This is a genomic window from Shimia litoralis, assembly GCF_005518135.1.
Classification (GTDB): domain Bacteria; phylum Pseudomonadota; class Alphaproteobacteria; order Rhodobacterales; family Rhodobacteraceae; genus Shimia_E; species Shimia_E litoralis.
The window spans coordinates 81,674-96,466 of sequence record NZ_SULI01000004.1; the positions used below are offsets into that span (position 1 = coordinate 81,674).

Below are 14,793 nucleotides of genomic sequence, written 5' to 3' on the forward strand. Positions count from 1 at the left end.
ACGGCGGGGCCAGAAAACGTAGTTAGAAGAAACCCAGAGCGTTCGGGCTATATGACACCAAAAGGTTCTTGGTTTGGCGATAGTGGTCCAGCATCATCTTGTGGTTTTCACGGCCAATACCCGACTGTTTGTATCCACCAAACGCAGCGTGTGCAGGATAGGCGTGATAACAGTTGGTCCACACACGGCCTGCCTGAATCTCGCGCCCCATGCGGAATGCGCGCGCGCCATCGCGTGTCCAAACACCCGCGCCAAGACCATACAGCGTATCGTTGGCAATCTCGAGCGCTTCTGCTTCGTCCTTGAAGGTGGTCACCGAAAGAACTGGCCCAAAGATTTCCTCTTGGAAAATCCGCATCTTGTTATCGCCCTTGAATACCGTCGGCTCGATATAGTTGCCGCCTTCAAGTCCGCTGAGCGTGGAAACATTGCCACCAGTCAACAGTTCGGCACCTTCGTCTTTCCCAAGCTGGAGATATGACGCAATCTTTTCTTTTTGCTCAACAGAGGCCTGTGCGCCAATCATGGTGTCCATGGCCAATGGGTTGCCTTGCTTGACCGCTTTGACCCGCTCGATTGCGCGCCCGATAAAGTCGTCATAAATCGACTCTTGGATCAGTGCTCGACTTGGGCAAGTACAGACTTCGCCTTGGTTGAGGGCAAACATGGTGAAGCCTTCAAGACATTTGTCAAAATACGCATCATCCGCCGACATAATGTCTTCAAAGAAGATGTTAGGAGATTTCCCACCAAGCTCAAGCGTCACAGGAATCAGGTTCTGGGACGCATATTGCATGATCAAGCGACCCGTCGTGGTTTCCCCTGTAAACGCAATTTTGGCAATCCGGTTCGAGCTGGCCAGCGGTTTGCCAGCCTCAAGGCCAAACCCGTTTACAATATTCAAAACCCCCGCAGGCAGAACATCTGCGATCAACTCCATCAACACCAAAATCGATGCTGGTGTTTGTTCCGCAGGTTTCATCACAACGCAGTTGCCCGCCGCCAAAGCCGGTGCAAGTTTCCAAACAGCCATCAATAGTGGAAAGTTCCACGGGATAATCTGACCCACGACGCCCAGAGGCTCGGGAATGTGATACGCATAAGTATCGCCATCGATCTCAGAAATGCCGCCTTCTTCGGCGCGAATACAGCCCGCAAAATATCTCCAATGGTCGATACAAAGCGCCACGTCCGCCGCAATAGATTCACGGATCGGCTTGCCGTTGTCCAACGTTTCCGCTGCGGCCAATGTTTGGCTGTTGGCTTCCATGATATCGGCGATTTTCAGCAACGCGTTCGAGCGCTCGGTGGTCGACGTCTTGCCCCATGCCGGGAAAGCCGCATGTGCCGCATCAAGTGCCAGATTCACGTCATCCGCGTTGGATCGCGCGATTTCACAGATCACTTCGCCGGTGATCGGTGTGGTGTTTTCGAAATATTGCCCCGAGAGCGGCTCTACGAATTCACCATTGATAAAGTTGCCATAGCGCGCTTTGAATGGGAACGCGACGTCCAGATGCGATGTGTCCAGCGCACTGCTGAGCTGTGTTTTAGATTGAATGTTCATGTCATTCCTCCCCCCTAAAAGAGTGTTAAGAAATGCATCGACCTCAACGGCCCCTCTCCTCGTTTTGGGACCATCAGTCGGTGCTGAGGGGTACCGTAAGAGCGCAAGTGCGATGTGGATATTGGACTTTGGTCTTAGTTGGGGGGGGCGGGTGTCGACAGTTCTGGCCTAGTACAAGCTCGCGACATAGGTATCCAAGATGGTCTCAAGGGTTTCTTGTGATGACCACGTCGTTGCAGTGGCGAACTGGGTTGCAGGGACGTTGGATACGGATCCGGGCAGGACAAAATCATCTTGGTGACGCGCGTCGGATCCCGCCACGCACATTTCGACCGCCAAACCCAACCGCGCGGCAATCCCATCCAGAATATCACGCCAACAACAATAGGGCCCGGCAACATTCCACATCGCGGACTCTTTCAGCGAAAGCGCGGTTGCAAACGCACGCCCCGCATCTTGGCCACCCAAAATGGACGTCCCGCCTAGATACATGGCCTTGTCACTCGGAAAGACAAACCTGCGTTGCTCCATGAGCGCCGCGGTCATCATATCGAGATACTGTGGGGTCTTCTCCGATTGGTTGGGGCCACATAACAATCCAATCCGAAGCCCATTGGCCGGCCACCCAGTTTCCTTGGCTTGCTGCAACAGTCGAAATTCATTGGCAACCTTGCCCCAGTCATAGGGCGTCACGGGATCAAGCGGATGCTCTTCGGACAAGACCCCCTGCGGCACGCCATACACGGTTTGGCTGGAACAATAGACAAACGGGCCCCGTGTCCACTGTGCCAAAAGCTGGTGCATCGCTGTGATATCGATATCTAATATCTCTTGATGCGTTTGCGCACCAGAACTGGCCAAATGGACAATCCCATCCCAGGTTTGCGCTGTCACAGATTCGGGCAGCGGACGCGACAGATCGCATCGAATGCTGGCGTAACGATCATCGACATCACCAGAATGCACCACCGCAACAGGGTCATATCCCGCCTCGCACAGAGCGGGTAAAACGAATGTCCCCAAATTGCTGCTGGCTCCGGTCACCAATACGCGCACAGTTCCCCTCCTCTAGGCCACGGCGCGGCTGTCGCCGCAATCAAACGGGTTAAACCCAGATTTGAACACAGATCCATGCCCGCTGGTGAAATAGAGATGCACGGCAAGATCACCGCCTGCAAATTCCCCAAGGCGCCCCCAGTGCAGACGCTCGAACGCACGCTGCATTTCGCGCAACACGTCGTCAGGCGTGACCGCATCCGGCATCGGGTGCGGCACCACAAACGGTGCATTCGGGAAAATGTCACCGCCGACCGGCACCAGTTCCATGCCAAAATCATGCGGATTCTCAAACATTGGTGTATCACGGAACAGAACAAATTCGTTCAGCAAAAAGGTAAAACCCGATTTCCCCTGCCCCACCTGAATCAGAAAATCCACCGTTTGATTAAGCTCGGCAAGGGTTTCACTCGGAAAGCCTGCGATCAGATTAAGATGAATGCCGATTCCGGCCTGATCCGCAGCATTTAATATCTCGGCGACGGCGGGCTCGTCCAAACGGCGGTCGTACTTGTCCATCGCAATCTGAATGCGCGGAACCGTTGTTTCCAAGCCAAACAGCACCTCGTAACATCCCGCCAAAGCCAATTGGTCGAACAACACCTTACCAAATACCGGCTCCAGCTTACTGCGGCAGGCCCAATGGATATCGATCCCAAGCGTCACCAGTTTCTGCGAGAACTCACGCAACAAGGCCGGAGACAAGGCTTCGTCTGAGAATTGAAAATGCGACACGCCAGCCTGCGCAAAGCCAGAAAGTCTGTCCAGCGCCTGAACCAGATCTGACTTGGACGGTGCGCGCCCATTTCCGAATTTGGCATTTTGCGTGCAATAGGTGCATTTTGCCCAATAACACCGCCCTTCACTTAGGCGCATGGTAAGGATGCGTTTCGGCGCAAAAATCTCGAAGTCATGCGCATAGATATCGCCCAGCGTTTTGGATGGCACCGCGCCACACACCGGAAACCGCAACTTAAGCACCACCGGAATGGCCCCACGTTCGACGACGACGTCGTCAAACATGTCAAACAACGGATGGGCACGCCCCTGTTCTTTGAGCACTGAATGCAGCGAGTAATTCTCGTGACCATGATCCCCAAGACACATCTGACAATTCGGCCAGCGCCGCCGCACAACTTCGGTCAACATCAGCGCCGACAAAAGCTCGCCTTCGTCCTTGATCTTGAGAAACAGAAATTCATTCGGTGGCGGCATCTGTTCGACCGCGTTTTCGACAAGCTTTTGCAGCAATGTCTGACCGGATGCAAACGCACCCAAAGCGACCGAGCTTCCATAGTTCAGCCCAGCCACACGCGCACCGTTGATGCCAAAAATCACGTTGTCCTGAAGCGTGTTCAATATTTGAAACCCCGCCTCAATATGAGCGATTTGCTCTAGATATGTTTCGGCGCTGTCAAAAAATGCGGGATTTTTGAGGTTCTGCAACGCCTGATCAGCGGCTCGCATCATGGCGCCTGCATCGACCCCCTGCGCCTTAAGGCGCAAGCTGCGGCGCGTGTGGTCCAGCCGACCATTTACGGATCGGATTGCCACCAAGGTGTTCTGGGAAAACAGGCCCGACCACCATGCTCCGGCGACATCCCATGCCGCAACTGAAAACCGCGTGGCCATATCATCGTCATACCAAAAACCGATGTCATCCACGGTCGTTGGCAATCGACCGGGCAAGCGCACCAACCCGATCTCTGGCGTGTCATGTTGCATGAATCACCTGCAGTAAATTGGCAGGACTATCCGCGCACACCCATTGCGGCACAGCAGTGTTTGCCGCCATGGTACGCTTTTTGCACAGGCGATTTGGGAAGCACCTTTGGCACCACACCATGTTTTCCAGCAAACGCGACCTTGAGTTCATTTGCACGCTGTTTCACGCGCGCATCCGAGTCATCAACGTCAACAGCCAAGGACTGTGCCGTCTGCGGTGCGGCCACCACCAGTGACAAACAACCCGCAGCAAACAGATAAAACTTGGATTTCAGGGATTTGATATGTGTCATCACGCTTGCTCCGATCAATTTGTCAAAAAGACGTATTCTTGGGGTTTGGCATCGGCATTCTGGATTTGCACGGTATAGCTGCCAGCATCGCCCGCCATCCATTCACATCGAAAATACTCCGTCGCCATGGGAGTGCCGCAAACCTTGTTGCCGCTGGCGTCATTCACCGACACCATCATGGCGCTTCCAAAGTCGCTTTCGACATAGATGGCTGCCGTTTCGCTTGGATCGAACTCGACAACGAAGTCTTGCGTTGCCCCAGCCGCCACCGTTTCCAGATAGACCAATCCACCTGCCCCGCGTGACTGTTCGGCTTCGGCGTCCGCGATCATCGCCAAAAGCTCTGGGTTGTCACCAGCATACTCTGCTGCGAGATGCAGCAAGTTGTGGTTCGAATTTGCCAAGACATCCGACATGGTTTTGGTCTTTGAATCTTCTGAGGACGTCACCGTACCTCCGACCCGTTTGGCTTGCTTGCCTTCGACCAACCCGACAGAGTTGAACATACGCACCGCCTGAATGAGCGCCACTGGGTCTCGGTTTTCTACGCCGTATCCCAACAGTGATCTTGCGGTTTCGATGGTCTGTAAGTGATCCGCATTCAAGGATTGATTGGCCCGCCCAATTTGCGGGGCCGCGATGGCCGTACACATGGCCAGCACACAAACACCCAATGAAAATTTATTGATTTTCAAGACGTTTCCTTTCGTGTCGCAGCTCTGAAATGAACTTCAACGCTAGCAGTCTGGTCCGATTTTTCAAAACAATTTCTCTGAATCGACCGTTCATGACGGTATTTGTCATGTTGGACGTTCCTGTGCGTTGGCCGTGTGCGCTGTCAAAAGCGCATAACAGCGGGTGTGCAGCCTTCCCTGTCCCAGAGGTGCGCAAGGGCTTTCGCGGCCCTTGCGCTGAGTGGTTACAGACGTGAAAATTTGCAGGTGAAATGCCGCATCAAGCTGGGTTCCCAGTCAATTTTGAACCCGCGCAATTCGTCTTTCATTGCATGAAGTTCTTCAAATACCTCGATCATATAGTCCGCATGAGACTGTGTGTACGTACGGCGCGGAATCGCAAGGCGCACCAAATCCATTGCGGCAGGAACTTCGGTGCCGTCAGGTTGGCGACCAAACATCACGGTCCCGATTTCACAACTGCGGATGCCCCCAAGTTCATACAAGGCAACCGCCACCGCGTGTCCAGGATAGCAAAGGGGATCAATGTGAGACAGCCACTTGCGCGCATCAACAAAGACGGCGTGGCCGCCCGCGGGCTTGACCACGGGAATGCCCAAGGCATCGAGCCGGTCCAAGATATAGCTATTGGTTTGGATACGATAGCGGAGGTAATCTTCATCGATGATTTCCGTCAGCCCTTGGGCCAGCGCCTCAAGATCCCGTCCGGCAAGCCCGCCGTATGTCGGAAAACCTTCGGTTCGGATTAGGCACGCCCGCGCGGTTTCAGCAAGGTCATCATCGTTGAGCGCCAGCCAGCCGCCAATATTGCCAAACGCATCTTTCTTGGCGCTCATGGTCATCCCGTCAGCACAGGCAAAGCAGTCATTCACGATGTCATGAATGCTGCGATCTTGTTGACCTGGCTCGCGTTGTTTGATGAACCATGCGTTTTCTGCAAAACGGCAACCATCAATAATAAAGGGTTTACCATGTGCCTTGGCCAGGGCCGAAACCGCGCGGATATTTTCAAGACTGACCGGCTGTCCGCCCCCGGCATTATTGGTGATCGTCAGCATCACACACGGCACGCTGTCGCCATGGTTTTCAAGGTACGCTTCCAGTTTGGCAATATCCATATTGCCCTTGAACGGATGCAAGGATGACGTGTCTTTTCCTTCCGCGATAACCAGATCATGCCCCATGGCACCGCTGGCCTCGATATTCCCGCGCGTGGTGTCGAAATGCGTATTGTTCGGGATGTTTTTCCCGGGGCCACCAAAGATTGAGAACAGAATGGCCTCTGCCGCACGACCCTGATGGGTTGGGATGATGTGCTTGAGCGGCATCAAATTCTGAACTGCATCGCGAAAACGATAATAGGATGGCGAGCCCGCATAGCTCTCGTCACCGAGCATGACAGCCGCCCATTGAGCCGCGCTCATGGCGCCCGTTCCGCTATCAGTCAGCAGGTCAATCATGACATCGTCAGATTTTAGGCCAAACAGATTATAATGTGAGTCTTGGATCAGTTGCCTGCGCTCGTCTCTCGACGTCATACGAATAGGTTCAACTGACTTGATTCGAAAAGGTTCAAAGATGGTCTTCATTCGGGGCTCCAATATGTGGCCCCTACTCAATGTGGCAATCAACAAACACGAGGGGCCAGCGCCACGGTTGCCCGAGTAGCTCGAGCCGCGCTCAGCGCCCTTTCTGATTGCCCGCGCATGAATACAAATCTTCGACGAGCGGTCAAGCGTTTGAATACAAGACCCACGGCCCAATTGCCGATTTTGGTGTGATGGGGGCTATTCCGACACCGTCAGAAAAGGTGGCAATTGCATCGTATTGGGAATGTCAGCCCCGAGGCGTGACAAAATCGTGGGGGCCAATTGCCTCTGGTCGAGCACCACATTTCTGGCGGGGCCAGACGCGGCCCCGAAATAGTAGACCGCAAAATCCTGTTGGTCCGGACCACGCCCACCATGGTGCCCACGCGAATTTTGCCCGTGATCCGCAGTCACAATGACCTCGTACCCCGAATTGCGCCAACGCGATATGAAAGGTGCCAGCTTTTCATCCAGATGAAAAATCGCGCGGTCCATTTCGGCACAATCGTGTTGGAAACGATGCCCCATAGAATCCAATGTGCACGTGTGCAAAATCCCATAATCAAGATCAAACCGATCGGTCAGCATCGTAAGCGTGGCAAAAAGGTCTGCATCCGATGGTGTCATCTGGTTGTCTAATCCATAGCCCGTCATCGTGTGAAAACGGCCATGATTGATGGTTTGGCTATTGGGCTCGTCATACTCGAGATCCCTGACAGGATCGAACGGCGATCGGTTGAAAAATTCTGACCAATACGAATGCGTAACTGCGCCAGTGGTGCCCCCCGATTGGCGCACCTGTCCGAAAATGTCAGGCTGCGCGACCCTAAATACGTTATCATTGCCCGTCACCCCATGACGCGCTGGCGCGACCCCGGTATGGATGGACGCGTAACAACTTGCTGATGTAGACGGTAACACCGAACGCATGCGCCACTTGCGCGCATCGCCTGCGTCCACCCACCCTTCAAGATTTCCAAATAGGGACCAATTGGCCCACGGCACGCCATCAAGAATAATGAGAAGTAGTTTTGTGTCCATGGTCGTTATCTCGCAAAAGTATCTGCGCCACGTATCGGCTCCGTCATCATGAATGATGTATCAGCGACCCGTCATACAAAAATGCGACATTTGGATCATTATCTCACGCATATTTTCAGCTCACCTATGGTCCCCCTTGCCGCATACGAGACTGGGCCGAAACCAGAAACTATCCACATTTCTCTTAAGCAATTTCATCACAGCGATGGTCAGGTGCATAAAATGCATAGGTCGCCCGGCCTGCATTTTTGCACTGGTACAGTGCCGAATCTGCAGCCGCCAACACAGCGTCGGCGCACAATGGATCAACATCATCTGACACAGCAATGCCGATACTCGCAGATATTCGACACTCTGCGCCTTTAAAGATGACCGGTGTTTCTATGCGGTCAATAATCCGTCGCGCAATAGACGACATCTGTATTCGAGATTTTGGACCACTGAACAGGAGAACAAATTCATCTCCACCCACACGCGCCACGCAATCGTCGCTCCGCGTTTCTTCCACCAGCACCCGTGCGACGTGTTGCAATACGTGATCACCGGCAGGATGCCCGTGTGTATCATTCACAGCTTTAAAGAAATCCAAATCCATTTGGAAACAAGAGAACTTTGCACCATGCTCTATCAAGCGCGGCAAAATATGGTCAACGGCCCGCCGGTTTTTCAAACCCGTTAAGGTATCGGTAAATGCTTGTTCTTCAGCTGCGATCATTGCCCCTTGCAAGCGCAGGTTCAATTTGCGGGACGCTTCCATCGCGGCCGACTTGGCCTCGATCAAATAGAGCATCTCAATTGTGAGATCCGTCGCAGCAAAATCGGCCTCGGTCAGCGCATAATCTCGTACGCCCTCCATAATCGAAATACCAAAGGACAAATTCACAATCGCACCACCCGTGTCGGGCAATGGAACCAAAACACCTTTTAGGGCTGTTTGCGGCATATTGGATTTACGCAAATGCAACTTGGCGCCCGCTGTACCAAGCAAAGACCCCATATCATTGATTGTGCGGGGACGCAGAACGTCGAATAGATCAAGAAACTTTGTCCCGATCAGATCAGTTTTATCATACACTTTTTGCAAAGTCGGTCCGGAATGGCATACTACGCCATCGCGATCCAAAACCGCATGCATCGGACATAACACGTCCAGAAAATCAAACACTTGCGTCACACGTCACCCTGTTCGCACACCTAACTCAAAACTACGGCCCTCGGCAAAGGCACTTTCAATCAAAGTGATATCAATAACTTCTGCTCCTTGATACATTCCTTGGTGCTCTAGAAACACGAGGGCCCCATAATCATCCGCCATTGTCCGCAACATTCCCATCACTACATGGCCGAACCCTTTGCGATCATGGCGACATGTCAGTTCAAACGTATTCTGCGCATGCTCAAACAACTCAAGCTCGGGCAATCTCAAGTCATCTACAGCCATACGTGCCCGCGCAGGCAGATCATCAAGAGAATGCAAAAACTCGACAAAACTCACACCACCGAACCGAAGCAATCGTCGCAACGCCTCAACGTTCGGGTGCGAGACAAGATAGGTCCCGATATCTTCGAGAACCGTATCCCGCGGCACTCCAAGCGATCGAGCTGTGGCATCGAGTACTGCGTCGGTAATGTCATCATCGTAATGCAACATCGCCTCGAAATCCGTGAATTCAAGGCCTGCCAGATGCGTGACCTCAACCCATCTTTGTCGACCATAACTATCCCGAACAAAGCACTGAATCGCCCTGTTTATTAAACCATGCATGGCACTTTCCCGTTCTATATGACGCGAGTATGCCGATTGAGGTCTTAAAAATTCCCCAATAGGTTCAATTGTCTGGAATTAGCTCCAAGTTTTCCAGCCAAAGTGATTTTTGACTGCTGGGGGCAACCTGATATTCGCCATCAAGAATGCCTTGCACTTGATCCGCAGACAACAAAACGTTGCCGCCACTTTCGCGGTCGCGCAGATCATTTCCGGCCACAAACGCGCCGTCATGAACCCGCAGGCTGACCACCTCAAACTGATTGCCGCGAGACGGGATAAAAATAAACCCTTCCCGCCCAGCGCTTTGCGGATCGAAATCTTCGAAAACAATGGCGCATGCGTGGTCTGTAGAGCGCCCACAAGCAGAAACCCAATACTCGATCCGGTAATCCGGCAAACCTGCAAGCTGATCGGCAGTGATCGGGTCCTGCCCCGAAACCGGACGGATCAAGGCCGCCAGCTGGGACAGATCGTCGTTGCGCCCATCATCATTTATCTTACGATCAAACACGTATTTCCTGTCGGTTGATGCTGCCACACTTAGGGCCTCGCGCATTTCCAGATGTGTCTCGCCGGTCAATGATCGCAAAATCGCTACGCCACGCATGCCGGGTTTCCCCCATTCGTGGGTCATTTCCCAAATCGCAGTTTCCGAGACAGACGCACGTCCATCCAAATATCGACCAACCTGGCTATTGGTAGAAATTTTCTCAGCATTATAGATGGGCGACAACCACATGACAGCCATCACGACAAGGGCAAATGCCATCCACACATTGGACTGGCGTAACCTTGCCATCCACGCGCCTCGCCGCACAACCGCCAGTGCGTACAACAGCGCATATGACAGAGCAAAGCCCGCAGCAGTGGCCGCTGCTAGCCGACTTGGGCTCCAGCCGTATTGTCCAACGCGAAGCCAAATCGCATAGACCGCCACACCAGAAACCACAGGCAATAACAGCGCCAGCCCCTCTGTTGCCAATCGCATCCATCTGCTGCTCACCGCGTCCTGATCATCTTTGTCCATGGCTACGCTGATCAACAAAATCATGCCCAGCGCAACCGACAACAACGTCCCCGCCGGAGACAATCCCCCAAAGAGCTCATTGGGATCACGCATCGGCAAGGCCCCGACAAAAACCGCGACAACAACAAGCATCACCGGAACTATCAGCCGCAGAAGATGCAGAACCATATAGGGCGAAAGATAATCCCGCATCTCATGCACAACCTTGAGAGCAAGCCCTAATGCCAAGCCGGTAAAAATATGAGGCACCGCATCGACATCAATAAGCCGGTCAATGATGTCGATGCCAACAATCTCCAAAAGCGCGTTGGACAGAATCAAAATCAGCCAGAAAACCCCTACAAACAGCCACGCTGCAGAATACCGAACGATGATAGACCACGTGCAATCAAATAGCCTGGGATAGTCGCGCCACCCAGTTCGATCCCGCAGCATGACAGACACGAAGGGCGTTGAGACAAACAAAATCACACCCCATGCCGGAATGGCGAAGCTATTTTCCAGCAAATTTTCGACCGTATCAAACCGCAGGCTTGCCAGCCCCAACATCAAAGACGCAAACCCACCGAGTGCCGCAGCCCCCGCCATTGCGAGCCCCAAGCGCACGGGCCCAGAAATGGCCAGCAACACCCCGAAAAACCCGCACACCGCAGCCGTCAAAGTCACAAGAAGGGTCTGATTGTGCACAACATCCGGGATTACGTCGATCAACAGCCACATTGATAACCCCGCCAGCGCGCCGATCAATGCCATTGCCGCACGGCCCGTCATCACTTCGGTTTCAGAGCTTGTCATCCTGTGCCTCCGGATATCATGTGTGCGTTTAATGTAAGAGCCTTTGCAAAGACTTGGTAGTGCGAATCCCAGCACCTCGTTCCCTCAGCAGGCATTCCGCCTGCCATCAGCCGCCAAGCCGATACTGCTCGATTTACACTGTCAGGAATTATGGCTTTAGGCTTGTAACCAAACCTCCAGATGCCCGATATCCGGCAGAACGACATCGGCAAACGGTGCAAGTTCCTCTTCACGCGCAACGCCGGTCAGGACAGCGACAGTCTGCATCCCTGCAGCGCGTCCAGCGATCAGATCGTGCGTACTATCGCCCACCATTGCCACTCTGGCCGGGGGTACATCCATCGCTGTTGAAAAAGCCAGCAACGGGTCTGGATCGGGCTTGGCACCATATCCACTGTCAAAACCTGCGATGAAATCAAATTTTTCTGCCACGCCAGCACTCTTAAGATGCGCCTGAGCAGAAAACTCGGTGTCGTTGGTCATAACCCCCAACCGCAGACCGCGATTTGCCAAATCATCAAGAAACGGCCCCAGCGGGACAACTGGCATCAACGGTGCCTGCGCCGCAGAACGCATCAGCAGGTCTTCGAGTTCGGCCACATCCGTGCCAGGAATAGCCCGGGCAATGGCTTGGGCCACCTCAAGATTTGTCCCTGCAATCACAAAACTTGTCGGGAGAAATTCTTGACGTTCGAGATCAAACTCCAACTCTTGCGCGACAGCTTGCAAAACCTTGATGTCACCTTTGGCAAGTTCACCAATCATTCGCCCTGCCCAGACATTCCATGAGCTGCCAAAATCAAAAAGAGTTCCGTCCTTATCGAACAAAATGCCATCAACGCGCATGGTATGATCCTATCTGCTTCCAAGGCACAGTGACGCGCAACTGTGCACGATACAAGGCCAAGACTTTACGAAGTCGGCTTTTCTGTTTGTTTACGTCCAGTGTGTCTTGGAGGTGCCACCAAGAACCTGCGCCGCAATCATGGGGTCGGTGTACGCGCGGCCGGTTTCATCGCAAAATGCCATGACCCACGCATCATCCATCGTCAAAAAGTCCAAGACCGACACAAGGAAGTCTGAGTTTCCGGCTTGGGTTTTGAGATCGTCAACCGATGCGCCTGATGCACCCAAAAAGACATGCAAAAGATCATCATTCCCCACCAACCAGGTCAATGCCTGCAATCCAAGAGTTTCGGATGCTTCCCGAGATATCGACATTTTTCATTACCTTCGAAACAATTTCTTAACCAATGCGAATACAAAGTGAATCAACCCGTTTGCAAGCAGTCAGGTTACCCTATGCCCGGCACTATTCTAATTCTCGATCCACTTCCAACCAATCGCATTGTGTTAAAGGTGAAGTTGTCGAGCGCATTTTATAAGGTCATTCAGGCGGCCTCTCTGCAAGAGGCCATTCCCCTGATCCAACAAGAAAACCCGGATCTGGTCATTCTCAGCGCGGAAATGCCGGATGATGCGGGATTCGAGATTTGCAGACGCCTCAAGTCAACCATCGCAGAAACCACCCCCATTATGATGCTCAGTAGCGCGCTTACGCGCGAATTGCGTATGCGTGCGTTGTCAGAGGGCGCCGATGATGCCCTCGCAAAACCCGTGAACGATCCAATATTTTTGGCGCGTATCCGCAGTCTGATGCGCAACCGAGAAGCTACAGAAGAACTTCGACTACGGGACCAGACCGAACGTGTCTTTGGGTTTGCCGAAACATCGAACAGCTTTGCAAAACAGGCCCAAATCCTCTTCGCAACTCCGGATGCGGCGACCGGTCTTCAGTGGCGTACCAAGCTCAAACCGTTGGTGCCCTTTGCAATGCATCATCTAAAGCTGGGCGATGCATTACAGCGCATGTCCAAGACACCGCCCCCTGATGCCTTTGTAATTGCTTTAGATCCGGCATCACCAGAGAGCGGACTGCGTCTATTGGCCGAGATCAGAGCGCGGGCCACCACACGCCGAGCAGGTGTTCTTATCATTTTGGGCCAAGATCAGCAGGACCACATCGTGGATGCCCTTGATCTCGGGGCAAACGATGTTTTGACAGACGGCTTTCACCCCGAAGAAGCGGCATTGCGTTTAAGCACAATCGTCCAACGCAAACGTCTTGCTGATCGGCTGCGCCAGAATGTGCAAGATGGTCTGCAAGCCGCTGTCACGGATCCACTCACGGGCCTTTATAACCGACGCTATGCTCTTCCCCATCTGGCACGAATTGCCGCGCATGCCCAACGCACACGTCAAGATTTCGCGGTGATGATTGCTGATATCGACCACTTTAAGTCTGTGAATGACCGCTTTGGCCACGCGGCTGGCGATCGGGTGCTGACAGAGGTGGCCAAACGTTTAAGACAGTGTTTGCGCCCTGTCGATCTGCTGGCACGCATCGGTGGCGAAGAGTTTCTGATTGTCATGCCAGTAAGTACAAGAGCGGCTGCAGCCCAAGTGTCGTCTGAAATATGTGCGCACGTAAGTCGCACGCCCATTCATATTTCCGAACCCGCAGCGCATGTTCAGATGACCGTGAGCATCGGGGTTGTGATGGGCAATGATTGTGCTGTCCATTCGGACGATGCGGCGGCCAAGCTGCTGGAATATGCTGACAAAGCACTCTACGATGCAAAATCAGATGGCCGAAATCAGGCCGCTTTTCAGACGGTCCCACCAGAGTTCCACGGGCTGCGAAACGCCAAAATCTAGTGGGGCGACGCGGCTATTTTCTGCGTTTTTGATGACGGTCTTCCGCCAAAATTTCGAGCATGCGCGCCGCATACTCGGCACGTTCTTCGTCATCCATACCTGCGACGCGATCTAACCATGCGTCAAACGCCACGGCCCTTTGGCTGTGCGATACTGCATCCAGTTTCTGCCGCAAATCCAACACTGCGGGTTTGTCAAACGGGACCGTACCAATCAGAACCGCCATCTGTTTATAGAGTGCCGCTTGCTGTTTGCGCGTTTGGCTTGACGACTTGTGTGACTTTCGAATGTCGCGGCCAATTTTGCGTTTGTCTGCGTGTGACAATGCCTGCACATGGGGCGCGCGAAAATCTGTTCCGGATGGTGGCCCGAAATCCCCGCGTTTGTGGCTCGCGATTGATCCTGCGACCATCCCAAGGACCACAAGGTTAAGCGCAAGTGACCCGATCAACAGATAACGCATCTTGGGCCGCATGCCCGCAGGAGTATCGGTGGGGGTTACATTTTCTGGTGTCATCA

The 14,793-nt window shown here is 53.3% G+C and carries 14 protein-coding genes; 1 reads left to right on the forward strand and 13 read right to left on the reverse strand.

All coding sequences use genetic code 11. The annotated features are described in order from the left end of the window. Positions 1-22: 22 nt before the first annotated feature. The 12 genes from adh to FAP39_RS05380 all read right to left on the reverse strand — a co-directional run bounded on the left by adh (position 23) and on the right by FAP39_RS05380 (position 12,777). Entirely contained in the window at positions 23-1,567 is a 1,545-nt protein-coding gene (adh, locus tag FAP39_RS05325; protein WP_138015354.1) for an aldehyde dehydrogenase, read from the reverse strand. A gap of 168 nt (positions 1,568-1,735) precedes the next feature. Beyond that, the gene (locus FAP39_RS05330; protein WP_138015355.1) at positions 1,736-2,623 is read right to left on the reverse strand and encodes an NAD-dependent epimerase/dehydratase family protein; all 888 of its coding nucleotides are present in this window, start codon (positions 2,621-2,623) and stop codon (positions 1,736-1,738) included. Between the two features lie 12 nt (positions 2,624-2,635). Continuing rightward, positions 2,636-4,348 carry a radical SAM protein gene (locus FAP39_RS05335; RefSeq protein ID WP_138015356.1) on the reverse strand — a complete coding sequence of 571 codons (1,713 nt, stop codon included), beginning with the start codon at positions 4,346-4,348 and terminating at the stop codon, positions 2,636-2,638. 26 nt (positions 4,349-4,374) lie between these two features. Then, a complete protein-coding gene (locus FAP39_RS05340) occupies positions 4,375-4,641 on the reverse strand; it encodes a hypothetical protein (RefSeq protein WP_138015357.1) in 267 nt (88 codons plus the stop codon). 14 nt (positions 4,642-4,655) lie between these two features. Then, positions 4,656-5,336: a hypothetical protein gene (locus tag FAP39_RS05345; protein WP_138015358.1), complete on the reverse strand. Its 681-nt coding sequence runs from the start codon at positions 5,334-5,336 to the stop codon at positions 4,656-4,658. Between the two features lie 224 nt (positions 5,337-5,560). Further along, entirely contained in the window at positions 5,561-6,925 is a 1,365-nt protein-coding gene (locus FAP39_RS05350; protein WP_138015359.1) for a tryptophanase, read from the reverse strand. Between the two features lie 198 nt (positions 6,926-7,123). Then, the gene (locus tag FAP39_RS05355) at positions 7,124-7,966 is read right to left on the reverse strand and encodes an alkaline phosphatase family protein (protein ID WP_138015360.1); all 843 of its coding nucleotides are present in this window, start codon (positions 7,964-7,966) and stop codon (positions 7,124-7,126) included. Between the two features lie 184 nt (positions 7,967-8,150). Then, the gene (locus FAP39_RS05360) at positions 8,151-9,140 is read right to left on the reverse strand and encodes a diguanylate cyclase (protein ID WP_342777176.1); all 990 of its coding nucleotides are present in this window, start codon (positions 9,138-9,140) and stop codon (positions 8,151-8,153) included. Positions 9,141-9,143: 3 nt separating this feature from the next. Next, positions 9,144-9,731, reverse strand: coding sequence for a heme NO-binding domain-containing protein (locus FAP39_RS05365; RefSeq protein WP_138015361.1), 588 nt, complete (start codon positions 9,729-9,731; stop codon positions 9,144-9,146). A 64-nt stretch (positions 9,732-9,795) separates the two neighbouring features. Further along, positions 9,796-11,556, reverse strand: a complete 1,761-nt coding sequence (locus FAP39_RS05370; RefSeq protein ID WP_138015362.1) for a DUF4153 domain-containing protein — start codon at positions 11,554-11,556, stop codon at positions 9,796-9,798. A gap of 156 nt (positions 11,557-11,712) precedes the next feature. Next, positions 11,713-12,402: an HAD family hydrolase gene (locus FAP39_RS05375; protein WP_138015363.1), complete on the reverse strand. Its 690-nt coding sequence runs from the start codon at positions 12,400-12,402 to the stop codon at positions 11,713-11,715. A gap of 90 nt (positions 12,403-12,492) precedes the next feature. Beyond that, complete coding sequence (locus FAP39_RS05380; RefSeq protein ID WP_138015364.1) at positions 12,493-12,777, reverse strand: DUF3572 domain-containing protein; 285 nt, start codon at positions 12,775-12,777, stop codon at positions 12,493-12,495. Positions 12,778-12,858: 81 nt separating this feature from the next. Between FAP39_RS05380 and FAP39_RS05385 the strand changes: the two genes are divergently transcribed. Continuing rightward, positions 12,859-14,274 (forward strand): diguanylate cyclase, encoded by a 1,416-nt coding sequence (locus FAP39_RS05385; RefSeq protein WP_171006782.1) that lies wholly within the window; start codon positions 12,859-12,861, stop codon positions 14,272-14,274. A 13-nt stretch (positions 14,275-14,287) separates the two neighbouring features. Here FAP39_RS05385 and FAP39_RS05390 read toward each other — a convergent pair whose 3' ends face one another. Then, the gene (locus FAP39_RS05390) at positions 14,288-14,791 is read right to left on the reverse strand and encodes a periplasmic heavy metal sensor (RefSeq protein ID WP_138015366.1); all 504 of its coding nucleotides are present in this window, start codon (positions 14,789-14,791) and stop codon (positions 14,288-14,290) included. Between the last annotated feature and the right edge of the window lie 2 nt (positions 14,792-14,793).

Bases quoted from the DNA above. Each gene is read 5' to 3' on its own strand.
- adh (WP_138015354.1), bottom strand. From the start codon at position 1,567: ATGAACATTCAATCTAAAACACAGCTCAGCAGTGCGCTGGACACATCG.
- FAP39_RS05335 (WP_138015356.1), bottom strand. From the start codon at position 4,348: ATGCAACATGACACGCCAGAGATCGGGTTGGTGCGCTTGCCCGGTCGA.
- FAP39_RS05340 (WP_138015357.1), bottom strand. From the start codon at position 4,641: ATGACACATATCAAATCCCTGAAATCCAAGTTTTATCTGTTTGCTGCG.
- FAP39_RS05350 (WP_138015359.1), bottom strand. From the start codon at position 6,925: ATGAAGACCATCTTTGAACCTTTTCGAATCAAGTCAGTTGAACCTATT.
- FAP39_RS05355 (WP_138015360.1), bottom strand. From the start codon at position 7,966: ATGGACACAAAACTACTTCTCATTATTCTTGATGGCGTGCCGTGGGCC.
- FAP39_RS05365 (WP_138015361.1), bottom strand. From the start codon at position 9,731: ATGCATGGTTTAATAAACAGGGCGATTCAGTGCTTTGTTCGGGATAGT.
- FAP39_RS05370 (WP_138015362.1), bottom strand. From the start codon at position 11,556: ATGACAAGCTCTGAAACCGAAGTGATGACGGGCCGTGCGGCAATGGCA.
- FAP39_RS05375 (WP_138015363.1), bottom strand. From the start codon at position 12,402: ATGCGCGTTGATGGCATTTTGTTCGATAAGGACGGAACTCTTTTTGAT.
- FAP39_RS05380 (WP_138015364.1), bottom strand. From the start codon at position 12,777: ATGTCGATATCTCGGGAAGCATCCGAAACTCTTGGATTGCAGGCATTG.
- FAP39_RS05385 (WP_171006782.1), top strand. From the start codon at position 12,859: ATGCCCGGCACTATTCTAATTCTCGATCCACTTCCAACCAATCGCATT.
- FAP39_RS05390 (WP_138015366.1), bottom strand. From the start codon at position 14,791: ATGACACCAGAAAATGTAACCCCCACCGATACTCCTGCGGGCATGCGG.